Source organism: Stenotrophomonas sp. TWI819 (genome assembly GCF_039673075.1).
Classification (GTDB): Bacteria; Pseudomonadota; Gammaproteobacteria; order Xanthomonadales; family Xanthomonadaceae; genus Stenotrophomonas; species Stenotrophomonas rhizophila_B.
Map to the genome: position 1 here is coordinate 67,920 of NZ_JBDJKY010000013.1, position 25,271 is coordinate 93,190.

Here is a 25,271-nt window from a genome sequence, read left to right on the forward strand (position 1 = left end):
GCATGCGGCTGGGCCTGAAACTGTTCCTGGGCTTCTTCCTGATCGTAGGTATCGCCGCGTTCTTCGTGATGCGCATTTTCGTCAACGAAGTGAAGCCCGGCGTGCGCCAGGCGATGGAGTCCACGTTGGTCGATGCAGCCAACGTGCTGGCGGAAATGGCGGCGGCCGATCTCAAGGCCGGGCAGATCCGCGACGGCCGCTTCGTCGCCGATCTGGCGCGTGCCAAGCGCCGCGACCCGAAAGCGATGGTGTGGCGTTTTCCCAAGCGCACGCTGGATTACCAGGTCACCATCACCGATGCCAAGGGCATCGTGGTCTACGACTCGACCGGCCGCGATGTGGGGCGCGACAACTCACGCTGGAACGATGTCTACCGGACGCTGCGCGGCGAGTACGGCGCGCGCTCCAGCCCGGAGACGCCCGGCGACGACACCCACTCGGTGATGCACGTGGCCGCGCCGATCTTCGATCCGGCCGACGGGCGCCGCTTGATCGGTGTGCTCAGCCTGGCCCAGCCCAACCGGAGCATCGATCCGTTCATCGCGGCCAGCCAGCGCGCCATCATGAAGCGTGGTGCGTGGTTGATCGGCCTTTCAGCGCTGATCGGCCTGCTGATGACCGCGTGGCTGATGCACGGCGTGAATCGGCTCAACCGCTATGCCAAGGCGGTCAGCGCCGGTGAGCCGGTGCCGCCACCGAAGCCGCGCCGCGATGAGATCGGCGATCTGGGCCAGGCGCTGGAAACCATGCGCCGCAAGCTGGAAGGCAAGGCCTACGTCGAGCAGTACGTGCAATCGCTGACCCATGAAATGAAGAGCCCGCTGGCCGCGATCCGCGGCGCGGCCGAACTGCTGCAGGAGCCGTTGCCGGACGCGGATCGGGCGCATTTCGCCCGCAGTATCGAAGGCCAGGCGCAGCGCCTCACCGAAACCATCGACAAGCTGTTGGCGCTGGCCGAGGTGGAGCAGTACGGCTGGCTGCAGAAGCACGAGCGGCTTGCACTGGCGGCGTTGCTGCAGTCCGCCGCCGACGCGGTGGCGGTGCGTGCGCAGGCCGCCGGGGTCACGATCGCGGTGGAGGCGCAGGCCGAGAGCGTGCAGGGCGATGGCTATCTGCTGCGCCAGGCCCTCAACAATCTGCTGGAGAATGCCGTGGCCTTCTCACCGGCCGGCAGCACCATCACGCTCGGTGCCGGTGCGGACGGTGAGGGCATCGCACTGACCGTGGCCGACCGCGGCAGTGGCGTGCCGGACTACGCGCTTGATCGCGTGTTCGAGCGCTTCTATTCCCTGGCGCGACCGGGCACCGGCCAGCGCAGCTCCGGCCTCGGCCTGTCGTTCGTGCAGGAAGTGGCCCGCCTGCACGGCGGCCGTGTCAGCCTGCGCAACCGCGATGACGGCGGTGCACAGGCGGTGTTGTGGCTGCCGTCGCGCCTGCCCTCGGTACCGCCGCGGCGCTGATCGCTACCGCACTTCACACAGACTTCAAACTCGGCACAAACCCCGCACACCGGCGCGCGGGAAGCTGGCCCCCTCCCAACCGAGGACGGGCCATGAAATCCCTGAAGATGCTGTTGCGGTTCGCCATTGTCGGCGGGCTGATCCTGTTGCTGCTGATTCCGCTGAGCCTGATCAAGGGCGTGATCCGCGAGCGTGAGGCCTACCGCGACGAGGCTTACCAGCGCGTCGCGCAGAGCCGCGCCGGCGCGCAGATCCTGACCGGCCCGATCCGCGTGGTGCCGTGGACCGAGACCCGGGAGGTCGAGGTGGTGGATGCGGCCGGCACCAAGAAGAAGGAAAAGCAGGTCGAGCAGGGCCAGTGGCTGCAGATGCCCGCCACGCTCACGGTGGACGGTGTGATGCAGCCGGACGAGCGCCGCGTCGGCCTGTTCCGCGTGCCGGTCTATAGCTGGAAGGCCACGATCAGCGCCGCGTTCGCTGATGACGACTACCCGGTGAAAGCAGGCCGCGTGTATGGCACGCCCTTCCTGACGGTGGGCATCGCCGATGTGCGTGGCCTGGTCGGTTCGCCGAACCTGCGCGTGGATGGCAACGCCGTGACACTGTTGCCCGATGCCGGCGGCGTCAGTGGCATCGGCACGGGCCTGCATGTCGGCTTGCCGGGTCTGGCGGATGAACGGGGTGGCGTGCTCAAGGGCAGCAAGGTCGAGCTGGAGCTGGTGCTGGATGGCACCCGGTCGCTGTCGGTGGTGCCGGTGGGCGATGACAGCCGCATCGCGCTGCGCTCGCCGTGGCCGCACCCGCTGTTCGGTGGCAGCTTCCTGCCCAACGAGCGCAAGGTGGACGCGCAGGGCTTCGAGGCCCAGTGGGCGGTGTCCTCGCTGGCCTCGCGTGCCCAGCACCAGCTGCGCAACCGCCCGGACATCGACGCCGAAGCGGTGAGCGTGGAGCTGGTCAATCCGGTCGATGTCTATACCCAGGCCGACCGCGCCAGCAAGTACGGCATCCTCTTCATCCTGCTCACCTTCGTCGGCTTCATCCTGTTCGAGCTGATCAAGCAGCTGCGGATCCACCCGCTGCAGTACCTGATGGTCGGCCTGGCGCTGGCGATCTTCTTCCTGCTGCTGCTCAGCCTCTCCGAGCACATCGCGTTCTGGCAGGCCTATGCGCTCTCGGCACTGGCGTGCATCGGCGTCCAGACCGTGTACCTGTCCGGCGTATTGAAGAGCTGGAAACGCGGCCTAGGCTTTGCGGTGATGCTCAGCGCCCTGTACGGCGCGCTGTATGGGCTGCTGATCTCGGAGAACAACGCGCTGTTGATGGGCTCGCTGCTGCTGTTCGGCGTGCTGGCCGCGGTGATGTGGGTGACCCGTCGGGTGGACTGGTACGAACTTGGCGCAAGCCTGAAGTAAGGAGCGACCATGAGCTGGCGTCGTTGTCTTCATGAACGTGTGCGCCGGGCGTTGCCCGCCCGGCTGGAGGTGGACTCGCTGCTGGAGGGCGAGGTGTCGGGATGGCCTTCACCGTTGAGCGCGCTACCGGGCGTGCAGGCCGTTCCGGGGCTGGTTCGCTTCGGCTTGGCGCCGGGCACGTGTGACGCGATCACGGCGCATGGCCTGCGCTTTCTGGAACAGGCACGGCAGGCGCGGGGGCGCCTGCCACTGCCGCGATGGTGTGGCGCGTATCGGCCGTGGCGCGAAGGCGCCCAGGCCCTGCGCGAGATCGGCATCCGCGGGTTGCCGCTGGACTGGCCCGTGCATGCTCCGGTCTACGCCAGCGCCTCGGAGGACCGCAGCCGTTGGCTGCTGGTACTGCCTTCCCGTGGCCAGCTCTGGTACGGCTGGATGGAATGACCATGACTCTTGGCCCGGGGGCGCGCGGGCCACCCTCGATAGACTCGGGGATTGTTCGTGGTCTGTCCGAAGGGCGGGGGTAATCGTGTTCAAGTGGGGCATGTTGAGCGTGGCATTGGTATTGAGCGGCGTCGCCGATGCACAGACGAAGGAAACGGTGGACCTGGACATGGTCAGCCGGATCCGCCAGGAAGCCTTCCACCGGTCGCAGGTGATGGCGACCTTCAGCCATCTGACCGAGCAGATCGGCCCGCGCCTGACCAATTCGCCCGCGATGGGCGAGGCCAACACCTGGACCCGCAGCAAGTTCAACGAGTGGGGCCTGGTCAACGTGCATGACGAGGCCTTCGATGCGTTCGGTCGCGGCTGGGAGTTCAGCAACGCCAGCGTGGAACTGCTCAGCCCGCGCGTGGCGCCGCTGTATGCGCTGCCGAAGGCCTGGACCCCGGGCACCAACGGCCCGGTCGAGGGTGAGGTGATCAAGGTCGAGATCAAGAAGCTCGCCGATCTGGATCAGTACAAGGGCAAGATCGCTGGCAGGATCCTGCTGCTCAACGATGCACGCGATTACGAACGGGCCACCAAGTCCGATTCGCACCGCCACGATGACGCCGGCCTGGCCGAGCTGCAGGTGTTCGCAGTGCCCAAGGACGTTGCCGATGCCAAGGCCGACCGTGCCAAGAAGGCCAAGGACTACCTGGAGAAGCAGGAACTGACCCGCGCCACCAATGCCTTCTTCGCCGAGCAGGGCGTGCTGGCGACGATCAGCATCAGCGGCTGGGACAACGGCATCATCCGTGTCGGTGGCGGTGGCTCGCGCAAGGCCGGTGAACCGGTCGGCGTGCCCGAGCTGGCGATGATGGCCGAGCACTACAACCAGCTGGTGCGGGCGGTCGACCAGAAGCAGGCGGTCAAGCTGCGCGTGAATGTCCAGGCCCGTTTCACCGATACGCAGGACCAGCCCGGCTACAACACGCTGGCCGAGATCCGCGGCAGTGGCAAGGCCGATGAGATCGTGATGCTCGGCGCGCACATGGATTCCTGGCACACCGGCACCGGTGCGGCCGACAACGCGGCCGGCGTGGCGGTGATGATGGAGGCCATGCGCATCCTCAAGGCGGTGGGTGCCAAGCCCAAGCGCACCATCCGCGTGGCGCTGTGGAGTGGCGAGGAGCAGGGGCTGATCGGCTCGCAGGACTACGTGTCCAAGCATTTCGCGCGCTACCCCGAGCCGACCGACCCGGCCCAGCTCACGTTGCCGGCCTCGATGCGTGAACCCACCGGCGCCCTGCAGCGCCAGCGCGATTACGACAAGTTCTCGGCGTACTTCAACATGGACAACGGCTCGGGCCGTTTCCGCGGCATCTACGCGCAGGAGAACCTGGCCGCGGTGCCGATCTTCGAAGCGTGGCTGGCCCCGTTCCATGACGTGGGCGCCACCACCGTGGCGACCCGCAACACCGGCAGCACCGACCATATCGCGTTCGATCGCGTCGGCCTGCCCGGGTTCCAGTTCATCCAGGATCGGCTGGACTACTTCACCAACGTCCACCACAGCAACCTGGACACCTGGGACCACGCCGAGCCGGAGGACCTGAAGCAGGCCGCCGCGATCGTGGCCTCGTTCGTCTACAACGCGGCGATGCGCGATGAAAAGCTGCCGCGCAAGCCGTTGCTGACGCCCTGAGGGCTGCCGCGTGGGCCGCCGGGAAAGGGCCGCCCACGCCATGCCGCGCAGGGAGTGCCCGGTTTGCGGCCGGGGCGGGGTAAAATTGCCGGGATTCCGTTTCCCGCCCTGAGCCCTCCATGACCTGCCGCACCCGTTTTGCCCCCAGTCCCACCGGCTACCTGCACATTGGTGGCGCCCGCACGGCGCTGTACTGCTGGCTGGAGGCCCGTCACCGTGGCGGCGAATTCGTGCTGCGCATCGAAGATACGGACCGCGAGCGCAGCACCCAGGGCGCGATCGACGCGATCCTGGAGGCGATGGAGTGGCTGGGCCTGGGCTATGACGAAGGCCCGATCTACCAGACCCAGCGCGTGGCCCGCTATCTGGACGTGGCCGAGCAGCTGGTCGCCGATGGCAAGGCCTACTACGCCTACGAAACCAGGGAAGAGCTCGACGCGATGCGCGAGGCGGCCATGGCCAAGCAGGAAAAGCCGCGTTACAACGGCGCCGCGCGTGACCTGGGCCTGCCGTACAAGGACGACCCGAACCGCGTGATCCGTTTCAAGAATCCGCTCGAGGGCACGGTCGTGTTCGACGACCTGATCAAGGGCCGTATCGAGATTGCCAACAGCGAACTCGATGACATGGTGATCTTCCGCCCGGATGGTTTCCCCACCTACAACTTCGCGGTGGTGGTGGACGATTGGGACATGCGCATCAGCGAGGTCATCCGCGGCGACGACCACATCAACAACACCCCGCGCCAGATCAATCTGTACGAGGGCATCGGTGCGCCGGTGCCGAAGTTCGGCCACATGCCGATGATCCTGGACGAGCAGGGCGCCAAGCTGTCCAAGCGCACCGGTGCCGCCGATGTGATGCAGTACAAGGACGCCGGCTACCTGCCCGACGCGCTGCTGAGCTACCTGGCCCGCCTGGGCTGGTCGCATGGCGACCAGGAGCTGTTCAGCCGCCAGGAGCTGATCGATCTGTTCGATGTGACCAACTGCAATTCCAAGGCCGCGCGCCTGGACATGGCCAAGCTGGGTTGGGTCAACCAGCACTTCCTGAAGACCGAACAGCCGGCCGACATCGCGCCGCACCTGGTCTACCAGCTGAACAAGCTGGGCCTGGATCTGAACGCTGGTCCGGCGCCGGCGGACGTGGTGGTGGCGCTGCGCGACCGGGTGCAGACGCTGAAGGAAATGGCCGAGAAGGCGGTGGTCTGGTACCAGCCGTTGACCGAATACGACGAAGCTGCGGTGGCCAAGCACTTCAAGCCGGGCGCGGAACTGGCGCTGGGCAAGGCCCGCGAGCTGTTGGGCGCGGCCGGGGAATGGACGGTGGAGAGCGTCTCGGCGGCACTGCATGACGTGGCCACGGCGCTGGAGATCGGCATGGGCAAGGTGGCGCAGCCGCTGCGCGTGGCCATCACCGGCACCCAGGTCAGCCCGGACATCTCGCAGACGGTCTTCCTGGCCGGGCGTGAAGAGGCCTTGAAACGCATCGAGGTCGCACTCACTAAAGTACCGACGGCCTGACCACAGGAGACCGCGCATGTCCGCAAAGACCGCTTGTACCGCTCCGCACCATCACGTTCACGACGCCTCCGACTTCGTGAAGGTGGTCGAACGCGTGTGCTCGGAACGCGGGCTGCGGCTGACGCCGATCCGCGCGAACGTGCTGCGCCTGATCGCCGAGGCCGGCAAGCCGGTCAAGGCGTATGAGTTGCTGGAGTGGGTGCGCAATGGCAAGGGCGTCGGTGCCGACGCCCCGCCGACCGTCTACCGCGCGCTGGATTTCCTGATGGCCAACGGCTTCGTGCACAAGCTGGAGTCGGTGAACGCCTTCGTGGCGTGCCACCATCCGAGCAGTGCGCAGCATTCGGTGCCGTTCCTGATCTGCAACAGCTGCCACAGCGCGGTGGAGCTGGAGGACAAGGAGATTGTCAGCCAGCTGGAGAAGCGGGCGAAGGAGCTGGGGTTCCAGCCGCAGGCGCAGACTCTGGAAGTGCATGGCCTGTGCGCGCGCTGTGCGGGGTAGGTACCGACCGTTGGTCGGTACGCTGTTGATGTTGAAAAGCCCCGCATCTGCGCGGCTTTTTCGTTTCTGCTGCGAAAGCAGCCACTCTGTTTCCCGCTGCGGAAGCGAGCCGGGCAACTTGGAGCGGGACGCGCCGTAAACCCATCCTTGGGGGCTCGTGAGCGGCATCCATGCCGCTCCAACGGTCCCGTTCCAGGCTGCCCAACTCGCTTCCCGACGGTTTCGGACTGGGGTGGGGAAAGGCGTTGGCGTTCTGCGCGCGGGCGCGTTACGGCTTCGCCTCGGCCGATTCGCGCCCTTCCGCAGCGGTATTCACCTTGACGATCACCGACATGCCGGGGCGCAGACGCGGTGCCAGCGGCTGATCGGGATCGATGGAAATGCGGATCGGCAGGCGCTGGACGACCTTGGTGAAGTTGCCACTGGCGTTGTCCGGACGCAGGACACTGAACTCCGAGCCGGTCGCCGGGGCGATCTGTTCGATGTGGCCGTGCAGCTTCTGGCCATCGAAGGCATCCACGGAGAAGGTGGCCGGTTGCCCGATGCGCATCTTCCAGGTCTGGCCCTCCTTGAAGTTGGCGACCACCCACAGGGCATCGGGCACCAGGAACAGCAGCTGCGAACCGGCGGTGACGTATTGGCCCAGGCGCACCGAGGCTTCGCTGACCTGACCGTCGCGCGGCGCCTGGATCACCGTGTTGGCGAGGTCGATCTTCGCCAGTTCCAGCTGCGCCTGGGCGGTCTCGACGCGGGCTTCCAGGCCTTTGCGGGCGACCTGGGTGGAGGTCAGGGTTTCTTCGGCGATGCGGATCTGGGCCTGCGACTGCAGCACGCTGGCCTGCGCCGATTGCGTGGTGGTGCGGAACTTGTCGCGGTCGTTGAGGGCGACCAGTTGCTGGTCGGCGAGTTCTTCGTAGCGCTTGAGTTCGGTACGCGAGCGCGAGAGCTCGGCCTGGCCGGCAGACAGGTTGGCCTGGGCGGCCTGTATCTGCGCGCGGTTCTGCGCCTGGGATTGGTCGGAGTTGGCCAGTGCGGCCTTGGCGCTGTCCAGGTCGGCTTCGGCCTGGACGACTTTCTCGCGATAGATGCGGTCGTCGATGCGCAGCAGGGGATCGCCTTGTTTGACGTGCTGGAAGTCCTTGACCAGCACCTCGGTGACATAGCCGTTGACCTGCGGGGCGAGCACGGTGATCTGGCCGCGCACGTAGGCGTTGTCGGTGGTCACCCGGGACGTCTCGAACGGCCACAGTGACCACGCGCGCAGGATCAGCGCGATGCCGATCAGGGCGATCGCGATCATGATGATCACGGCACGCAGGCTCGGCTTGAGGTACTTGGGCGCGCCAGACGGTGCAGCGGCCGGTGGCGGCGCAGGGGCGGGCGCGGCATCGGTCGGCGGCGGTGGGTTGACGTTTTCCGGGGCGGCGTCGTCGTGCGGGGGTTGGGTCGACATGGGCGGGCTCATCGGGGTGCGACGCCGTCAGGCGTCGGCGCGGAAAGGGGAGGTGTCGGTGCGTGGCGTTTGCGCCATTGCTTGAGCACGGCAGTGCGGACCGCCAGCAGCAGCAACCAGCCAAGGAAGATCAGCGCGACGCGGCCGCTGAGCGCGAATACATCGTTGAACGCTCGCACGTTGGCTTCGCGGCGGGTGATCTGTGCCAGCTGCGCGGTGCCCTGGGCGCTGCGCTGGACCGGATCGGTGATCAGCCTGGCGTACAGCTGCTGTTGCTGTTTAAGGCGTTGGGCGACGACACTGTCGGCCGGATCCAGCTGGCTCACCAGCGCGCCGGAGTACACCTGCTCGCGGTGGAGTTGATAGGTGCCCAGCACGGCCGAGCCAGCGAGACCACCCAAGGTCTGGGTGATGGAGAGCGTGACCAGGAAGGTGATCATGTGGTCCACGCCCTGCTTCAACGCCTGGGTGATCCCGAGCATGATCAGCGGCCCCATGAACATGCCGGCGCCGACCGAGGCCAGGAACTGGCTGGCGAAGAAGTCGTGCGGGCGATCCAGGCTGGTACGGCTCTGGTCGAGCAGGGCCGCGCTGCCCAGCAGCAGGATGGCCATCAACAACTGCGGAATCAGCCGCTTCGGCCCGAAGGTCAGCGAGCTGGCCGCGATGCCGGTGATCACGCCGGCCAGGATCACTGCGAACAACGGCCGCATCTGGTCCGGCCCCATCCCCAGTGTGCGCATCAGGCCGACCACGCCATAGGACTGCTCGGTGGTCAGGAAGCGGATCAGGAACGCACCGATGATGAAGTGGATGACCGGCAGGCTGGCCAGCCAGCGCGTCTGCAGCAACGGGTTGCGGCGGTAGTGCTCGATGATGAAGGCGGTGGTGGACAGCGCGATCGAAGCGACGAGTGCCCAGCCCAGCCACGGCGTATCCAGCCACCAGCGGGTGTAGCCCTGCGCGAGGACGACGACCAGCAGGCCGACGGCTGGGGCGAGCAGCGCGAAGGTGAGGAAATCCATCGGTTCGAACGCCTTGATCTGCGCACCCGGCGGCAGCTTGAGTACCACCACCGCAGCGAACGCACACAGCGCCAGCCCGGCTTCGAACAGGTACAGGTTGTGCCACTGCCCGGTATCCACCAGCCCGGGCGAGACCAGCCACGCGATCGGCACCGCAAGCTGTGAGATGCCCACGCCGATCACCAGCAGGTTGCCGGTGTATTTGCGCGGCAGCGACTGCAGCATGTACAGCGTGCCCAGGGTGGTGCAGGCTGCGCCGGCGAAGCCGCTGGCCGCGCGCATCAGCACGGTCGTTTCAAAGGTGCCGACGAACAGGTGCAGCACCGCCAGCGCGGCATACAGGCCCAGCCCGATCTCGGCGAACAGGCGGATGCCGTATTGCTGGCGGAACTTGAAGGCGAGCAGGTTGGCGGTGACGTTGACCATGGCATAGGCGGCCACCAGCCAGCTGCCCTGCGCCGGGGTGAGCCCGAGCTGGCCCTGCAGGAACGGCAGGTTGGCGCTGACCAGCGCATTGCCCAGGCCACCGGTGATGCCGACCAGCAGGGCGACCAGCGCATAGGCCAGGCGGCGGTGCGGCGGATGCCACGGCATCGACGCCGAGCCCGGCAGGGTCGGTTTTTCGTGCTCCTCCCAATCCGGAACCGGCTTGAGGTACTGCGGCATCATCCCTCCCCGTCGGCAGGCCCCCGCAATCCGCCACGCAGCAATTGCAGGGCGCGCGTGGCCAACCGGGCGCGTTCGTCACGCGTCTTGCCACGCAGCGCGGCTCCCAGCATGCCCGAGATGAGTGAAATGTCCGTCGTTTCCAGATCGGGGCGGCACAGGCCGGCGGATATCGCGCGGGCGATCGGTTCGCGCAGCAGTTCGAAGATCGTTTCGCGGGCGGCGCGGATCGGGATCTGATCCGGATCGACCGCGCGCCAGTAGTCCGACAGCGCCGGCGATTGGACGATGCGGTTGGCCATGCCTTCGAGGACTTCGAACAGTGCGTCGTCGCGGTCACCCAGGGTCTGCACCTGCCGCGCGATGCGGTTGACGGTGCGCTGGAGCAGCGCCTCGACCAGTGCGGTGCGGTCGGGGAAGTTGCGGTACAGCGTGGCGCGGCCCACCTGTGCGCGCTCGACCACCAGGTCCAGCGGGGCGGTAACACCGTGCTGGCCGAAGACCGCATCGGCAGCGTCGAGAATCTGGGCGCGGCGGGCGGCCGCGTCGGCACGTTGGGTAGGCATGCGCCATCATCGGACAAAATTGTCCGGGGCGGAAGGGGATATGTCGCTTACCGCGCGCCTTGGTTGGCGCGCGCTTGGCAATGTGGACGGCAGGTGAGCTCAGCGCGGGGCGGGCACGCCGTGACAGCCGCCCATCCGGGCTTCGCGGATCGGCAGGTTGATCAACGCCGCAAGGACGGCCAGGCCCATGTCGGCGTACCACATCCACAGGTAGTTCCCGGTGTGGGCCAGCGCCAGGCCGCCGAGCCAGGCACCGAAGAAACCGCCCAGCTGGTGCGACAGCAGGGTCAGGCCGAACAGGGTGCCGAGGTAGCGGGGGCCGAACAGCTTGCCGACCAGGCCGGCGGTGGGCGGAACGGTCGCCAGCCAGGTGAAGCCGAGCGCGGCGGAGAACACGTAGAAGGTGAGCGGGGTGGGCGGCGCAACGAGGTAGACGCCGATCATCACGGCCCGGCTGGCGTACATCCAGAACAGCAGGTACTTCATGCGGTAGCGTTGGCCGAGGGCGCCGACGATCAGGCTGCCGGCGACGTTGAACAGGCCGATCAGGGCGATGGAGGACGAGGCAACGGTGGGCGAGAGGCCGCAAAGCGCGATTTCGCCGGGGAGGTGGGTGACCAGGAAGGCGATGTGCAGGCCACAGGTGAAGAAGCCCAGATGCAGGTACCAGTAGCTGCGATCGCGCAGGGCAACGCGCAGTTGTGCACGCAGGCCGCCGTCATCGGTGGTGCCGGCGGCGGGCGCGTGGTCGCCCGCACGACGTCGCAGCGGCCAAGCCAAGGGCACCGAGAGCAGGGTGATGACGGCCATCGTGATCATGGCGCGGGCCCAGCCGGCGGTGCCGATGATCCATTGGACCAGCGGCGCGAACACGAACTGGCCCAGCGAGCCGCCGGCATTGATGAGGCCGGCCGCGAACGAGCGCTTTTCGGCCGGCAGGCGGTGGGCGGTCGCGCCGATCAGCACGGAGAAACTGCCGGCACCGGCACCGGCGGCCATCAGCAGACCGAGGGTGAACGTCATGCCGAGCGGGCTGGTCAGCAGCGGTGCGAGCAGCAGCCCGGCGGCCAGCAGCAGGGCACCGAAGATGAGCACGGGCAACGCGCCGCGCTGATCGGCGACGGCACCGAACACGGGTTGCACCGCGCCCCAGACGAATTGGCCGATGGCCAGCGCGAAGCTGATCTCGACGATGCTCACGCCGGTGCCGCGGTGGATGGGGTCGACGTAGAGGCCGGAGGTCTGGCGCACGCCCATGGTGACCATGAGGATGGCGGAGGCCGCGACCAGCAGGCCCCAGTGCATGGCGGGGGCGGGGGCGGGGGTGGCAGTGGTTGACGTGCTCATGCGTCGGCTCCGGTGGGCAGGGCGTGGTCGAGTTGGTCGAGCAGGGCGTTGAGCCGGGCGGTCGGGGTGGGGCCGAAGGTGGTTTCCACTTCGTTCTGCGCCCGTTGCCACAGGGGGCGCGCGCGGCGCAGGCAGGCTTTGCCGGCAGCGGTGATGACGATCAGGCGTTGCCGGGCGTCATCACCGCGGCGTTGTTCAAGCCAGCCGGCGGTGAGCAGCGGTTTGAGGTTGCGGGTGAGCGTGGTGCGGTCCATGCCAAGCGCCTCGGCCAGATCGCCCAGCTGCCGCGGTGCGGGGGCGCGACGCAGGATGGAGTAAGCGTTGAGGCTGAGCCCGGCGGGGGCGAGGTGGGCGTCATAGATCTGCGAGAGCCGGCGTGCCGCGCGACGCAGGCGGAAGCAGGTGCAGGGGCTCTGGGTCAGCGGGTCCATGGGCGTGTGCCGGGGTGGGTGGCTGGATGATACGTGCATATGCACGCAGTTCGTCAAGCACAAAAAAGGGGGCCTTGCGGCCCCCTCGGGTCAAGCAACCACCCAGTGAATCGATCAGAAGTACGCGCGGATCCCGAATGCCACGCCGCGGCCCGGCAGCGGGGAGTAGTCGCGCAGCAGGGAGGTGTGCGGGCGGACCTCGCGGTTGGTCAGGTTGCTGCCGTCCAGGAAGACTTCGTAGCTGTTGCTGTCGGTCCGGTCCCAGCGGTAGGCGAAGTGGGCATCGACCAGGGTGTAGCCGTTGCTGGGGTCTTCGTTCTGGGCGACGTCCTTCTGGCTGCTGTAGCGCACGGCACCCACCGAGGCGCGCCAGCCATCCTTGGACCAGCGCAGGTCCGCGCCGACCCGGCCCGGGGCGATGCGCGGGAGGTAGCCGGTGTTGGCCAGATCCACGGTGTAGTTGTGGTTGTGATCACCGTGCGGGACGGCGATGTCGACGCTGCGGCTGCCGCTGCCATCCAGTTCGGCGTTGACGTAATCACCGAACACGCGCAGGTCCCAATCGCCAGCGCTGCCTTCGAAGAGATGGAACAGCGCTTCGGCTTCAGCCCCCTTGAAGGTGGCGTCCTGCTGGGTCCACAGGCGGACCGGCAGCGATTCGACCACGCCGGTGTCGGCCAGGTAGATGAAGTCCTTGAACTTGGTCTGGTAGATGGAGGCGGAGAAGTCGACGCGGTCGCTGTGGGTGTGGATGCCCAGTTCGACGCGCTGGCCGCGTTCGGTCTTCAGGTTCGCATCGCCGATTTCCAGCGAGCGGGTGGCAATGTGCGCGCCCGCGGCGTAGAGCTCTTCGTTGGTCGGGGCGCGCTCGGAGCTGTCGATGCCGAAGCGCAGGTCGACGGCGTCGTTGAGCGTCCAGATGCCGGCGGCGGAGAGATTGGTGGCGTCGAACTTGCGGGCACGGTAATCACCGGTCGGGTCCAGCTTGACCTGATCATGGCGGCCGCCGAGCTCCAGCTTGAACGGGCCGAACTGCTTTTCCTGCAGCACGAACAGGCCGATGTTCTTCGTCGCGGTATCCGGCACGAACGCTTCCTCGCCCTTGGCGCCGAAGTCGCTGTTGCCGAACTGCAGGCCGAAGGCGCCGTCCCAGCCACCGATCTGTTCCTGCACGGCTTCCAGGCGGCCTTCGATGCCACGGTTGGTGAAGCGCGTGGCCGGCGTGCCGGCTTCCAGTTCGGTGTGCTCGTAGTCGGTGTAAGCGGTACGCAGACTGATGTTCTTCAGGAACGAGGTCGGCTGGTAGATGCCGCCCTTGGCTTCGAAGCGGTTCTGCACCATGTCGATGCGGACGTCATGCTCGTCGCCCTCTTCCTCGTCGCCATGGTCGTGATCGTGGTCATGATCATGGTCGTCGTCGGCATGCACGTGCGCGCCGTTGGGAATGCCGTAGTTGGTGCGGTAGGTGCTGGCGGACACGCCGAAGTAGCCCTCCTCGCCCAGCCACGTGGCGCCGACGCCGCCGGCGCGGGTGCGGATCGAACTGTTGTCCAGACGGCCGCGGCGCGGTTCGTCGGTGTCGCCTTCCTCATGGTCGTGGCCGCTGTGATCTTCCAGGCCATCGATCACCGCGTAGCCGGGAATGCGGTAGTCATCGCCGTTGCGGACCAGGCCGTCCACGTGCAGCACGACGTTGCCGCTGACACCGTCCAGGCGGAACATGCCGCTGCGCTCGTCGTTGACCGAATTGCCGCGCAGTTCGGCGCGGCCGCTGAGCGGACGGTCCGGCAGTTCGCGGGCGATGCGACCGTCGACCACGTTGACCGCGCCGCCGATCGCGCCGCTGCCGAACAGCAGGGTGGCCGGGCCCTTCAGGACCTCGATCTGATCGGCCAGGAACGGCTCGATGCTGGTGGCATGGTCGGCGCTGACCGTGGAGGCATCCATGTTGCCCATGCCGTTGGACAGTACTGCCACGCGCGGGCCTTCCTGGCCGCGGATGATCGGGCGGCCGACGCCGGGGCCGAAGAAGGTGCTCTGCACGCCGGGCAGCTTGGCCACGGTGTCGCCGAGGGTGCCGGCCTTCTGCTCGTCCAGCCGTTCACCGGCCAGCACATCCACCGGGCGCGCCAGCGATTCGGCATCGCCCTGCAGCGGCGAGGCGGTGACCTTCACGGTGGACAGTTCGGTCAGGTGGCCGTCGCGGTGAGTGCCGGTGGTGTCAGCGGCGATCGCCAGCGAGGGCAGCATCGCGGCGGCAAGTGCCAGGGACAGGGCGTGGGGTTTGAGCAGGAGGGAGCTGGAGCGCATAGGGCAAGGGCCTTCGGTCAATTGTTACAATATATCAATGGTGGGGCGCGCGAATCCCGTAACGGGACGGGGGAAGGGAAGTCAGGGGGAGGCAAGGGTGCGCGTCAGGATTGATGTTATATTATTCCATAACGCTTCGCCGACCCTGCTGGAAGTCATGCCCTTGTTCCCTCGCCTCCGCCATCTGATCGATCGTTTCGGTGCCACCGGCTCATTGCTGTGCGCCGTGCACTGCGCTGTACTCCCGGTGCTGCTGGCCGCTGCACCGTCGCTGGGTCTGTCGGTCTGGATGGGCGACGGGGTGGAGCTGGCGCTGGTGAGCTTCGTCACCCTGCTGGGCCTGTTCAGCCTGGTCTGGGGCTGGCGCCGCCATGGCGCATTGCGCGCGCTGGGCTTCCTCATTCCAGGCCTGACCGCCTTGTGGGCCGGCCTGCTGTACGGCCCGCTGCACCACTCGGCGGTGCCGCATGCGGTGGTGATGACCCTGGGCGGCGTGCTGGTGGGCGTGGCCCATCTGGTGAATCTGCGGCTGAACCACGGCCACGTCCATGACGCCAGCTGTGCTCATTGAGAGCGCGCATGGTAGGCTTTCCGATCGTGCGCGGGGGCGCCTGAGAGGGCGGCCCCGCCGAACCCGTGTCAGTACGGGGTAATCAGATTTCGCAGCATTCAGACTAAGGAGTTACGACATGGGTAAGGGTGACCGCAAGACCGCCAAGGGCAAGCGCTTCAATGCCAGCTACGGCAATTCGCGTTCGCACGTCGTGAGCAAGGCGGCCGTGGGCGCAGCTGCGCCGGTTGCCAAGAAGACCGTGACGAAGGCGCCGGCCAAGAAGGCCGTTGCCAAGAAAGCGGTGGCCAAGGCCGGCTGATCCAGCCAGGCGGGTCATGAAAAACGCGGCGCTTGCGCCGCGTTTTTTTTTGCCCGCGTTCCGGCCGAAACCGCTGCGCGCTCAGCGCAGCGCAGGCAGAAGTCGCTCGGCGTCGCCATCGTTGGGCGCCGCTGGAATCCCCAGCAGACGGCTCAACAACGGATACACATCCACATTGTCGATAGCGGGAAGCGTCTGCCCGTGGTTGAACGCAGGGCCGCGCGCGACGAACACCGCGCGCATCGACGGCAGCGCATTGTCATACCCGTGCGACCCGCGATCGCCCGGCCCGCGTTTGGCGATGCGCTCGCGGGTCAGGGCATCCCAGCCTTCGTGCATCTGGCAGACGATCGGCGGAATGCGCGGGTTGCTGCCGTACTTCCAGCGTGCCGGCAGGGTCTGGCGCGTCCAGCAGTCGTACTGGGCATGCGCGCCCAGCAGGATCTGCTCGGCCTGCGCCTGCTTGCCCGGCAACGGGGCGAACCCGATCGACTGGCCGACCGAGATGTCCTCGGCAATGGCCGGGTCGATCATGTCTTCGGTCGCCACCACCTGGCCTTCCGGCACGCTGGCCATCCCGTGATCGGACACCAGGATCACGTTGGTGGCCTCGGCCAGGCCACGTGCCTGCAGACCGTCCAGCAGACGACCGACGGCACCGTCGGCCAGTGCCACCGCGGCGGCGTAGTCCTGCGATTCCGGACCGTGATTGTGGCCGGCCTTGTCCACCTGCTCCATGTACAGCGTCACCAGTCGCGGCGCCTGCGGGCCGTGCTGGTCCAGCCAGCCCAGTACCTGGTCCACGCGATCAGGCAGGGACACCGTCTCATCGTAGCCATGCATCTGGCTGGGGCGGATGCCCTGGATTGCCGCTTCACTGCCCGGCCACGACCACACGGCCGTGCGCACGCCGGCCTTTTCCGCCCCGACCCAGATCGGTTCACCACCCCACCAGCGTGAATCGGCCACCGATTCGCGCACATGCAACTGGAATCTGCCCAGAGCGTCCTCGTGCATGCTGTTATGGATGATGCCGTGGTGGTCCGGGCGCAGGCCGGTCACGATCGTGTAGTGGTTGGGAAATGTCAGCGAGGGATAGGAGGGCGTCATCCATTGCGCGCGCACCCCCTCGTCAACGAGCCGGCGGATGTTCGGGGTGATGCCACGGTCGAGCATGTCCGCCCGCAGGCCGTCGATGGAGATCAGCAGCAGCTTCTGCTGCTGCGCCGGGACGCTCCGGGCGACGGTCTCAGCAGACGTGACAGGCGGGGAAGGCGGTGCGGTGGCGCAGGCGGCCAGCGAGAGAGCGGCGGCAAGCGCCAGCGGAAGGCGGACGGAAATCATCGCGACATGATAGTGCGTGGCGGTGACGCGTCGAAGACAACCGATGGCACACGCCATCCACGAGGCGTGACGTACTACGCGAACAGCGAATCGAGCCGTGCTTCCAGCTGCAGCAGGGCGGCCTTGGTCTCCAGGCCGCCGCCGAAGCCAGTGAGCGCACCACTGCTGCCGATCACGCGGTGGCAGGGCAGCACGATCGGCAACGGATTGCGGCCATTGGCGGCACCGACCGCGCGGCTGGCCGTCGGATGGTCGATATGCCGCGCCAGTTCGACATAGCTCCAGGTCTGGCCGAACGGAATGTCGGCCAGCGCCTTCCACACCCGCAGCTGGAACGGCGTGCCGTGTGGCGCGAGCGGAAGATCGAAGCGCACCCGGTCCCCGCGCAGGTACTCCAGCAGCTGCCCGCGTGCACCGCGTAACGCATGGGCGTCGCGTTGCCAGTGCTCGCGCCCCTTCGCGTCGTAACGGTTGTTCTCGAACAGGATGTGGTGGATGCCCTGGCTGTCACCGGCCACGGTGAGCGCGCCGATCGGACTGTCGAAGGTGTCGTAGAGCAGGGTCATGAGGTAACTCCCGAAGACGGTGTGGCCAGATGCCACAGATGCAGAACGGCGTAGGCACGCCACGGTCGCCACGGCTGCGAGCGGGCCTCGGTGGCGCGTTCGCTCAGTCGCGTACCACCACCGAGGACCTGCTGCAGGACCAGGTCGCCGGCCGGAAAGGCGTCGGGCAGGGCCAATGCGCGCAGCGCCATGTAATGCGCGGTCCACGGGCCGATCCCGGGCAAGGTGACGCAGCGCTCCACGAAGCCGGCCAGCGACTGGCCGGCACGGAAATCGAGCCGGCCATCGACCACCGCCTGCGCGATGGCACGCACGGTGGCGGCACGGGTGCGCGGCAGGCCGATCGTTTCCAGCGGTGCCTGTGCCAGCACTTCCGGCGAGGGGAACTGGCGGTCCAGTCCTGCCGGCATGCCTTCGAGGGTGGCGCCGAAGCGATCCACCACCCGGCGCGCCAGTGTGGCGGCGGCCGCCACGCTGACCTGTTGGCCGAGCACGGCGCGCACGGCCACTTCAAAGCCATCCCAGCCGCCGGGTACGCGCAGCCCGGGGCGTTGTGCGATACCCGTCGCCAGCAGTGGTTCCTGCGCCAGCGTCGCATGGACCATGCGCAGGTCGGCATCGAGATCGAAGATGCGGCGCACCCGGCGCACGATCCCCGGAATTGCACGCGGATCGACCTGGCCCAGGTGCAGCAGCAGCTCCGGGCGCCTCGGGTCGGCGGTCACGCGCAGCAGTGAGGGGTGCTCGGGCGGCCCGATCACGCGCTGGTAGCTGCTCGTGTCGATCTGCTCGATGCCGGGAATCGCGCGGCGACGCAGGAAGCTGAGCATCGCGGTGAAATCCAGTGGTGGCCGGTAGCCCAGGCGCAGGGTCAGCGCGCCCTCGGTCAGCGCGCCACGCTGGCGGCGGATCGCGGTCGGCGGCATGCCGCAGCCGTCCAGAAAGGCCGCGTTGAAACGGCGCAGGCTGTTGTAGCCCGAGGCCATCGCGACAGCGGTGACCGGCAATGCGGTTTCGGTGAGCAGTTGCTTGGCCAACAACAGCCGGCGGGTGGCGTGGATCTGCGCCGGCGCCGCACCGAGCCGGGCCACGAACAGGCGCTGCAGCTGGCGGGCGCTCAAGCCGACGTACGTGGCCAGATCGGCCACCGGCTGGTCCTGCAGATAGCCATCGTGGATCAGGGCGAGCGCGCGCTGCAGCGTTTCATTGTTGAGTGCGTCCTGCGCCTCGGGCGCCAACTCGGGGCGGCAGCGCAGGCAGGGACGAAAACCCGCGGCCGCGGCGGCGGCGGCGGTGGGGTAGTAGGTCACGTTGGACGGCTTCGGCGCCGGTGCCGGGCAGACCGGTCGGCAGTAGATGCCGGTACTGCGCACGGCAGTGAAGAACACCCCGTCAAAGCGCGCGTCGCGGGCAAGGCGGGCGCTTTCGCAGGCGGCGTGGTCCAGGGGCAGGGCGGTCTCCATGGGGGCCAGTCTATGCCCGGTGAGCGGGCCTGGCTCGCCATTTTCGGACGCCAATGCCCGCCCAGGGTCGCCCGGTTCAGGACAGGTTGCCGCGCCGCGCCGGTCGCGCACTAGACTGTGCATCTGCGCTGGTTTCGCCGCGCATTCCCCCTCGCAAGGATTCCGGGTTGTCCATGTTGCTCAAGTCGCGGTGGTTGCCGTTGTTGTGCCTGGGTCTGGCCGGTTGCAGCCAGCTGGAAAACCCGGGCAATGTCACTGCCGCCGACAAGGCCGTGCGGGCACAGACCGCCGATGGCGACCACATGGTCTCGATCAACGCCGCCGATGCGCCGCCACCGCCGCCGCCCGCGCCCAAGCGCGGTGATATGAACTGGCCCGAAGCGGCCCTGGAAAACGGCAAGGCGTGGATCAGCTGCGATACCGACTATGCCGGCGACGCGGGCGATGGTGCGGCGCTGGAGGCATTGGACAGGGCCAGTATCGATGCCGCCCTGCAGCCCTGTGCCGAACGTGGCCTGCTGCGTGTGCGCTACGTGGGCAAGATCAATCCCGGTTTCTCAGAGCTGGTCGCGCGGCTGGCCGTGGTCGCCGATGCGCAGCGTATTTCCCGGCGCATCCTCGATCTGGATTCCAGTGGTGGCCAGGTCGAAGCCGCCATCGTGGCGGGGGATCGCATCGGCGAATCCAACTGGACCATCTGGGTGCGCGAAGGCTCGGTCTGCCACAGCGCCTGCGTGTTCGTGCTGGCTGCCGGCGACAACCGGTTGGTATCGGGCAAGGTCGGCATCCACCGCATGATGCGGATCAGCTCCAAGGCCACCTCGCGCGCCGAGCTCAACCGCGAACTCCATGAGGTGTACGACAACGTCAAGGATTACCTGCAGCGCAACGGCGTGGCGGTGGGCGTGGCCGACCTGATGATGACCGTGCCCAACCGCAGCCTGCGCCTGCTCACCGCCGAGGAGCTGCGTCAGTTCGGGCTGGATGGCACCAATGCGGTGCAGGACGACCTGGAGCGGATCAAGCAGATGCGCAAGTGTGGCGATGCGTTCGTCCGTCGCAAGGACGCGTTCCTGGTCGCTTTCGATCAGGAGTGCAAGCGCGAAGGCAGTGAACTGGAGGCCGTCAACAGCTGTGGCCAGGCACTGAAGCAGCGCTTCGGCTTCCCGGATGAAACCTGTCCGGACGAGAGCCCGCTGTCGGAGATCGATGTCTCCACGCTGCTGCCGGATACGACAGCGCCGGGTCAGCCGGACGCCGTGGAGCAGACGCTGGGCGATGCGCGCCCGGCACCGGCCGAGGCGGCCGAGCGCAACTGACGGAGGACTCACGTCCATCCCGTAGACTGGCAGGCAGTTCCTCCCAGCCAACGGTGTCCTGATGCGTGTTCCGCTGCTGCTGTTGTCCGCTCTGCTGCCTTTCGCCGCGCTGGCCCAGACGCCTCCGCCGCCGACCACGCCTGCACCGGCCCCGGCGCGCCCCGCGCCCGCTGCCGCGCCGGCCGCCGCTCCTTCGGCACGCCCGGCACTGAGCCCGGCACAGCAGGCCCAGGTGCAGAAACAGGACGCGGAGATCAGCGCCGCAGCGCTGCAGATTGCCCACTTGATCGACGCCAACCGCGCGGGTGAGGCCTGGAAAGGCGCCTCGGCAGTGGCGAAGAAATCGGTGACCGAGCAGGCCTTCGTCAGCCAGCTCACCGCCGATCGCCAGCGCCTCGGTGCGTTGGCCTCACGCGGCCAGCCGGTGGTGACCCGGGTCAAGTACGCCGCCGGGGCGACCGTCCCGGAAGGCCTGTACATCAACGTCAGCTTCCCCACGCGCTTTGCCAACAGTGCCCAGCCGGTACGTGAACTGGTCTCCTTCCGGTTCGATGAAGACCGCATCTGGCGTCTGGCCGGTTACAGCGTGCGCGCCGCTACCCCCTGATTGCCGGAGCCTGCACAGATGAGTATCGAGATCCAGATGCTGGTGTGGTCGATGCTGCTGGGCATCGTGCATGTGTTCGCGCCGTCCACGCTGATCACCCGTGAGCGAGGGCTTGGCTGGAATGCGTCCGCACGTGACCAGCCGATGCCGGCGCCGAGTCCACTTGCCGGGCGCCTGCAGCGGGCGCAGAGCAACTTCATGGAGACCTTCCCCTTCTTCGCCGCCGCGGTGCTGGCGGTGGTGCTGACCCAGCGCCAGGACGGGATGACCGCCGTGGCCGTGCAGCTGTACTTCTGGGCGCGGCTGGTCTATCTGCCGCTGTACGCGGCCGGCGTGCCTTACGTGCGCAGCCTGGTGTGGCTGGTCTCGCTGCTCGGCATCGTCATGCTGCTGTGGGCGTTGCTGTGAACCTGCGCTGGCGCGCCTGATCCAGATCAAGGACGGTGCCGGCGCTGCGGCGTTAAGCTGCAGCGGACACGCAACGGCAGGATGGAATCATGCAGTCAGTGGATGTGGTGGTGGTGGGTGCCGGCCCGACCGGGCTGTGCTTCGCACGCGCGCTGGCCGATACCGGCCTGAGCGTCACCCTGATCGAACAGCAGCCGCGCGCGGCACTGGCCGAGGCGGCGTTCGACGGCCGCGAGATCGCGCTGACCCATGCCTCCCGCCAGATCCTCGAATCGCTGGGCCTGTGGGCGCAGCTGGATCCGGCCGAGATTTCCCCGCTGCGCGATGCCAAGGTGATGGACGGCGGCTCGCCGTTCGCGCTGACGTTCGCCGCTCACCAGCGTACCGGTGACGACCTGGGCTGGCTGGTGCCCAACCATCTGATCCGCCGCGCCGCCTGGCAGAGCGTGCAGGGTCAGGCCGGTCTGGAGATCCTGGACCAGGCCAGCGTCGCGGCGGTGAGCCCGGGCCCGGCTCACAGCGTGGTGACCCTGGCCGATGGTCGCCAGCTTGCCGCGCGGCTGGTGGTCGCAGCCGACAGTCGCTTCTCCTCCACCCGCCGCCTGCTGGGGATCGGCGCGCAGCTGCGTGACTTCGGCAAATCGATGCTGGTCTGCCGCATGCAGATCGAGGTGCCGCACCGGCACACGGCCTGGGAGTGGTTCGGCTATGGCCGCACGATGGCCCTGCTGCCGCTCAATGGCGACCAGGCCTCGGCCGTCATCACGCTGCCGCCGCGTCAGATCGCGGCCTTGATGGCCCAGGACGAGGCCGACTTCGGCCGCAGCATCAGTGGCTTTTTCGAACATCGACTGGGCGCGATGCGGCCGGTGGCCACCCCGGTGGCGTATCCCCTGGTGGGGGTGTATGCCAACGCGTTCGCAGGCGATCGCTGTGCGTTGATCGGCGATGCCGCCGTCGGCATGCATCCGGTCACCGCGCATGGCTTCAATCTGGGGTTGCAGAGCCAGCATCGATTGGCCGGGATTCTGCGCAAGGCGGCCGGGCAGGGGCGTGATATCGCCGCGCGCTCAGGGCTGGCCGCTTACGAGCGTGGCCATCGGCTGGCCTCGCGCCCGCTTTATGAGGCGACCAATGCGATCGCTTCGCTGTATACCGATGACCGTCTGCCGGCGCGGCTGCTGCGCCGGGCCGGGCTGCGGCTGGCACACGGGGTGGCCCCGTTCCGCCAGCTGATCACCGCCCATCTGACCCAGCGCGATACACTGCGCTGAGTCCGGCCGGAACGGTCAGGGCGCGTCGCTGTCGGCGATCACGTGGATGACCGTATCGGCGAACTGCACCTGCTGGCCCGCGCGGATCTTGCAGGCCTTGCGCAGCTCGACCTCGCCGTCGACCAGGACCTGGCCGTCGCCGATCACGGTCTTGGCCTCGCCGCCGCTGGTGACCAGGTCGGCCAGCTTGAGCAGCTGCTTGAGCTCGACGTAGTCGCGGTCCAGTTCAAATTCGAGGGTCTGCATGGAGCGGGTATCCTGGGAAGAGGCGCGGACGTGGGGCCGGGCCGGGAAAGGGCGCGTATTGTGCGCCAGCCGGCGGCGCAACGGCATCCATCCTGCAATCTGTATACGTTGTTCAGGAACGATGCGGTATCATCGCCCCCTGAGTGAGTGAATTCTCCTCCGACCGAGCAGCGCCAGGGCACGCGATAAGAAAGGGCGCCCAAAGCGCGGACCATCCCCCTTTTTTATCTCACTGCCATCCAAAACGGCGGTGTTTCGGAGTTTCCCATGTCCCAAGAATCCCCCGCGCCGCTGCTGTTCGCAGATCTTGGCCTGTCCGACGCTGTGATGCAGGCCGTCGCCACTGTCGGTTACGAAACCCCGTCGCCGATCCAGGCAGCGACCATTCCGGCCATGCTGGAAGGCCGTGACGTGCTGGGCCAGGCCCAGACCGGTACCGGCAAGACCGCCGCCTTCGCGCTGCCGGTGCTGTCCAACCTCGATTTCAACCAGACCAAGCCGCAGGTGCTGGTGCTGGCGCCGACCCGCGAACTGGCCATCCAGGTCGCCGAGGCGTTCCAGACCTATTCCTCCGGCATTCCCGGCTTCCGCGTGCTGCCGGTCTACGGCGGCCAGCCTTACGGCCAGCAGCTGCAGGCCCTGCGCCGTGGCGTGCACGTCATCGTCGGCACCCCGGGCCGCGTGATCGATCACCTCGAGCGCGGCACCCTGGACCTGTCCGAGCTGAAGACGCTGGTGCTCGACGAAGCCGATGAAATGCTGCGCATGGGCTTCATCGACGACGTCGAAGCGGTGCTGAAGAAGCTGCCGGAGACCCGTCAGGTCGCCCTGTTCTCGGCCACCATGCCGTCGCAGATCCGCCGCATCGCGCAGACCTACCTGAAGAACCCGGCCGAAGTCACCATCGTCAGCAAGACGACGACCTCGGCCAACATCCGCCAGCGTTACTGGTGGGTAAGCGGCATGCACAAGCTGGACGCGCTGACCCGCATCCTGGAAGTGGAACCGTTCGACGCGATGATCATCTTCTCGCGTACCAAGGCTGCCACTGAAGAGCTGGCCGAGAAGCTGCAGGCGCGCGGCCTGGCCGCCGCCGCCATCAACGGCGACATGCAGCAGGCCCAGCGCGAGCGCACCATCGGCATGCTGAAGGAAGGCAAGCTGGACATCCTGGTCGCCACCGACGTGGCCGCCCGTGGTCTGGACGTGGAGCGCATCAGCCACGTGCTGAACTACGACATCCCGTACGACACCGAAAGCTATGTGCACCGCATCGGCCGTACCGGCCGTGCTGGCCGCACTGGTGATGCGATCCTGTTCGCCACCCCGCGCGAAAAGGGCATGCTGCGTGCGATCGAGCGCGCCACCCGCCAGCCCATCGAAGAGATGCAGCTGCCGAGCGTGGACGCGGTCAACGACACCCGCATCACCAAGTTCATGAGCCGCATCAGCGATGTGCTCGATGCCGGTGGCACCGAGTTCTACCGCGACCTGCTGCAGCGCCTGGAAGGCGAGAAGAACGTGCCGGCGATCGAGATCGCCGCCGCGCTGGCCAAGCTGCTGCAGGGCGATTCGCCGTTCCTGCTGACCCCGCCGGTCCGTGGTGCCCGTGAAGAGCGTGCCCCGCATCAGCGCAACGAGCGCAGCAACGACCGTGGCGAGCGCCCGGCCCGTTTCGAGCCGCGCTTCGAGCGTGGTCCGCGCCGTGAAGACGACCGTGGCCCGCGTCCGCCGCGTCCGGAAGGCGACTTCGGCAACAGCGAAGGCGGCGCCGAGCGCGCGCCGCGCCGTGACATCGCCCCGCGCGGTGCCGCCGAGCCGGGCATGGAAACCTTCCGCATCGAAGTGGGCCATGTCCACGGCGTGAAGCCGGGCAACATCGTCGGCGCCATCGCCAACGAAGCCGGCCTGGAAAGCCGTTTCATCGGCCGCATCGACATCCATGACGACTTCTCGGTGCTGGACCTGCCGGCCGAAATGCCGCAGGACCTGCTGACCCACCTGAAGAAGGTGTGGGTCTCCGGCCAGCAGCTTCAGATGCGCAAGGTCGAGCCGGGTGAAGACCTGACCCCGTCGGCGCGTCCGCCGTTCAAGCCGAAGTTCGGCCAGGGCAAGCCGCGTGGTCCGGGTGGCCCGCGCAGCGGCCCGGGCGGCAACGACCGCCCGCCGCGTCGCGACGGCTTCAAGCCGCGCGGCCCGCGCAGCTTCTGATCACCCCCGGGTGATTGCCTCAACGCCAGCCTCCGGGCTGGCGTTGTCGTTTCCGACAGGGCATCCTGCCAAGGGGTCCGGTTTCGCACCGTTTCAACATCCGGGGCTCTAGCCTGCGGTTTGGACAAGGTCCGAATG

23 protein-coding genes are annotated in these 25,271 nt (G+C 67.6%); 13 read left to right on the forward strand and 10 right to left on the reverse strand.

What is annotated here, in order from left to right:
* The first annotated feature begins 2 nt into the window (after nucleotides 1–2).
* The 6 genes from creC to ABE463_RS15890 all read left to right on the forward strand — a co-directional run bounded on the left by creC (nucleotide 3) and on the right by ABE463_RS15890 (nucleotide 7,025).
* A complete protein-coding gene (gene creC, locus ABE463_RS15865) occupies nucleotides 3–1,460 on the forward strand; it encodes a two-component system sensor histidine kinase CreC (RefSeq protein ID WP_346468813.1) in 1,458 nt (485 codons plus the stop codon).
* Between the two features lie 92 nt (nucleotides 1,461–1,552).
* A complete protein-coding gene (gene creD / locus ABE463_RS15870) occupies nucleotides 1,553–2,872 on the forward strand; it encodes a cell envelope integrity protein CreD (protein WP_346468814.1) in 1,320 nt (439 codons plus the stop codon).
* Nucleotides 2,873–2,881: 9 nt separating this feature from the next.
* Nucleotides 2,882–3,313, forward strand: coding sequence for a hypothetical protein (locus ABE463_RS15875; protein WP_346468815.1), 432 nt, complete (start codon nucleotides 2,882–2,884; stop codon nucleotides 3,311–3,313).
* Nucleotides 3,314–3,413: 100 nt separating this feature from the next.
* Nucleotides 3,414–5,000 carry a M20/M25/M40 family metallo-hydrolase gene (locus ABE463_RS15880; protein WP_346468837.1) on the forward strand — a complete coding sequence of 529 codons (1,587 nt, stop codon included), beginning with the start codon at nucleotides 3,414–3,416 and terminating at the stop codon, nucleotides 4,998–5,000.
* Nucleotides 5,001–5,119: 119 nt separating this feature from the next.
* The gene (gene gltX, locus ABE463_RS15885) at nucleotides 5,120–6,523 is read left to right on the forward strand and encodes a glutamate--tRNA ligase (RefSeq protein ID WP_346468816.1); all 1,404 of its coding nucleotides are present in this window, start codon (nucleotides 5,120–5,122) and stop codon (nucleotides 6,521–6,523) included.
* Between the two features lie 16 nt (nucleotides 6,524–6,539).
* The gene (locus tag ABE463_RS15890) at nucleotides 6,540–7,025 is read left to right on the forward strand and encodes a Fur family transcriptional regulator (RefSeq protein ID WP_019184450.1); all 486 of its coding nucleotides are present in this window, start codon (nucleotides 6,540–6,542) and stop codon (nucleotides 7,023–7,025) included.
* A 268-nt stretch (nucleotides 7,026–7,293) separates the two neighbouring features.
* On the opposite strand, the gene ABE463_RS15895 is transcribed toward ABE463_RS15890, so the two are convergent.
* The 6 genes from ABE463_RS15895 to ABE463_RS15920 form a co-directional block, all read right to left on the reverse strand.
* The gene (locus tag ABE463_RS15895) at nucleotides 7,294–8,478 is read right to left on the reverse strand and encodes an HlyD family secretion protein (protein ID WP_346468817.1); all 1,185 of its coding nucleotides are present in this window, start codon (nucleotides 8,476–8,478) and stop codon (nucleotides 7,294–7,296) included.
* Nucleotides 8,479–8,486: 8 nt separating this feature from the next.
* Nucleotides 8,487–10,172, reverse strand: a complete 1,686-nt coding sequence (locus ABE463_RS15900; RefSeq protein WP_346468818.1) for an MFS transporter — start codon at nucleotides 10,170–10,172, stop codon at nucleotides 8,487–8,489.
* Nucleotides 10,169–10,735 (reverse strand): TetR/AcrR family transcriptional regulator, encoded by a 567-nt coding sequence (locus ABE463_RS15905; protein ID WP_259260108.1) that lies wholly within the window; start codon nucleotides 10,733–10,735, stop codon nucleotides 10,169–10,171. The genes ABE463_RS15900 and ABE463_RS15905 overlap by 4 nt, the downstream gene beginning before the upstream one ends.
* A 99-nt stretch (nucleotides 10,736–10,834) precedes the next feature.
* Nucleotides 10,835–12,082 carry an MFS transporter gene (locus ABE463_RS15910; protein WP_346468819.1) on the reverse strand — a complete coding sequence of 416 codons (1,248 nt, stop codon included), beginning with the start codon at nucleotides 12,080–12,082 and terminating at the stop codon, nucleotides 10,835–10,837.
* Entirely contained in the window at nucleotides 12,079–12,513 is a 435-nt protein-coding gene (locus tag ABE463_RS15915; RefSeq protein ID WP_259260110.1) for a MarR family winged helix-turn-helix transcriptional regulator, read from the reverse strand. The genes ABE463_RS15910 and ABE463_RS15915 overlap by 4 nt, the downstream gene beginning before the upstream one ends.
* Before the next feature lie 114 nt (nucleotides 12,514–12,627).
* Complete coding sequence (locus tag ABE463_RS15920) at nucleotides 12,628–14,823, reverse strand: TonB-dependent receptor (protein WP_346468820.1); 2,196 nt, start codon at nucleotides 14,821–14,823, stop codon at nucleotides 12,628–12,630.
* Between the two features lie 157 nt (nucleotides 14,824–14,980).
* Between ABE463_RS15920 and ABE463_RS15925 the strand changes: the two genes are divergently transcribed.
* A complete protein-coding gene (locus ABE463_RS15925; protein ID WP_265309351.1) occupies nucleotides 14,981–15,394 on the forward strand; it encodes a MerC domain-containing protein in 414 nt (137 codons plus the stop codon).
* Between the two features lie 118 nt (nucleotides 15,395–15,512).
* Nucleotides 15,513–15,695 carry a 30S ribosomal protein THX gene (locus tag ABE463_RS15930; protein WP_019184443.1) on the forward strand — a complete coding sequence of 61 codons (183 nt, stop codon included), beginning with the start codon at nucleotides 15,513–15,515 and terminating at the stop codon, nucleotides 15,693–15,695.
* Nucleotides 15,696–15,776: 81 nt separating this feature from the next.
* Here ABE463_RS15930 and ABE463_RS15935 read toward each other — a convergent pair whose 3' ends face one another.
* The 3 genes from ABE463_RS15935 to ABE463_RS15945 all read right to left on the reverse strand — a co-directional run bounded on the left by ABE463_RS15935 (nucleotide 15,777) and on the right by ABE463_RS15945 (nucleotide 19,068).
* A complete protein-coding gene (locus tag ABE463_RS15935; protein WP_346468821.1) occupies nucleotides 15,777–17,039 on the reverse strand; it encodes an ectonucleotide pyrophosphatase/phosphodiesterase in 1,263 nt (420 codons plus the stop codon).
* Between the two features lie 74 nt (nucleotides 17,040–17,113).
* Nucleotides 17,114–17,605 carry a methylated-DNA--[protein]-cysteine S-methyltransferase gene (locus ABE463_RS15940; RefSeq protein ID WP_259260113.1) on the reverse strand — a complete coding sequence of 164 codons (492 nt, stop codon included), beginning with the start codon at nucleotides 17,603–17,605 and terminating at the stop codon, nucleotides 17,114–17,116.
* Complete coding sequence (locus tag ABE463_RS15945; protein ID WP_346468822.1) at nucleotides 17,602–19,068, reverse strand: AlkA N-terminal domain-containing protein; 1,467 nt, start codon at nucleotides 19,066–19,068, stop codon at nucleotides 17,602–17,604. The genes ABE463_RS15940 and ABE463_RS15945 overlap by 4 nt, the downstream gene beginning before the upstream one ends.
* 176 nt (nucleotides 19,069–19,244) lie before the next feature.
* On the opposite strand from ABE463_RS15945, the gene ABE463_RS15950 reads away from it, so the two are divergent.
* From ABE463_RS15950 to ubiM, 4 genes are all read left to right on the forward strand, one after another.
* On the forward strand, nucleotides 19,245–20,387 hold the full coding sequence (locus ABE463_RS15950) for a hypothetical protein (RefSeq protein WP_346468838.1): 1,143 nt from the start codon (nucleotides 19,245–19,247) through the stop codon (nucleotides 20,385–20,387).
* 61 nt (nucleotides 20,388–20,448) lie between these two features.
* Complete coding sequence (locus ABE463_RS15955; RefSeq protein WP_346468823.1) at nucleotides 20,449–20,994, forward strand: DUF4019 domain-containing protein; 546 nt, start codon at nucleotides 20,449–20,451, stop codon at nucleotides 20,992–20,994.
* Nucleotides 20,995–21,012: 18 nt separating this feature from the next.
* Nucleotides 21,013–21,402 (forward strand): MAPEG family protein, encoded by a 390-nt coding sequence (locus ABE463_RS15960; protein ID WP_259260116.1) that lies wholly within the window; start codon nucleotides 21,013–21,015, stop codon nucleotides 21,400–21,402.
* 89 nt (nucleotides 21,403–21,491) lie between these two features.
* Nucleotides 21,492–22,676: a 5-demethoxyubiquinol-8 5-hydroxylase UbiM gene (gene ubiM, locus ABE463_RS15965; protein ID WP_346468824.1), complete on the forward strand. Its 1,185-nt coding sequence runs from the start codon at nucleotides 21,492–21,494 to the stop codon at nucleotides 22,674–22,676.
* Between the two features lie 15 nt (nucleotides 22,677–22,691).
* Here the strand turns inward: ubiM and ABE463_RS15970 are convergent, their stop codons facing one another.
* Nucleotides 22,692–22,922 carry an RNA-binding S4 domain-containing protein gene (locus tag ABE463_RS15970; RefSeq protein WP_019184435.1) on the reverse strand — a complete coding sequence of 77 codons (231 nt, stop codon included), beginning with the start codon at nucleotides 22,920–22,922 and terminating at the stop codon, nucleotides 22,692–22,694.
* A 267-nt stretch (nucleotides 22,923–23,189) separates the two neighbouring features.
* Between ABE463_RS15970 and ABE463_RS15975 the strand changes: the two genes are divergently transcribed.
* Complete coding sequence (locus ABE463_RS15975) at nucleotides 23,190–25,133, forward strand: DEAD/DEAH box helicase (protein ID WP_346468825.1); 1,944 nt, start codon at nucleotides 23,190–23,192, stop codon at nucleotides 25,131–25,133.
* The last annotated feature ends 138 nt before the right edge of the window (nucleotides 25,134–25,271 follow it).